Origin of the sequence: Pseudoalteromonas sp. SIMBA_162, from assembly GCF_046535955.1 — a bacterium.
Taxonomy (GTDB): Bacteria; Pseudomonadota; Gammaproteobacteria; order Enterobacterales; family Alteromonadaceae; genus Pseudoalteromonas; species Pseudoalteromonas marina.
The window spans coordinates 1-281 of sequence record NZ_JAWJBQ010000255.1; the positions used below are offsets into that span (position 1 = coordinate 1).

The window sequence follows — 281 nt, forward strand, 5'->3', positions numbered from 1 at the left end:
GGGTTGATAGTAATCGCTAATGTGCTGCTAGCCGTTCCACCGTTATTATCGCTCGCAGTGTAAGTTACCGTTGCAACGCCGTTTGCATTAGCAGCAGGCGTGTACTGAATTTGGTTATTTACAATAGTTGCCGTGCCTACATCAGCGCTCGCAGTACTTATTACTAAGCTATCGCCATCCACATCTGAATCGTTAGCGAGTACGTCAATAGTAATAGGCGCTGCATCTTCATTCATGGTTGCAGTATCAGCAGTGGCAACGGGGGCATCGTTGATTGGGTT

General features: G+C 47.3%; 1 protein-coding gene. It reads right to left on the bottom strand.

Features of this window, described 5'->3' with window-relative positions:
* Positions 1-281: Ig-like domain-containing protein (locus R0J88_RS19580; protein ID WP_410900809.1), on the bottom strand; the 281-nt coding region annotated here is incomplete at both ends.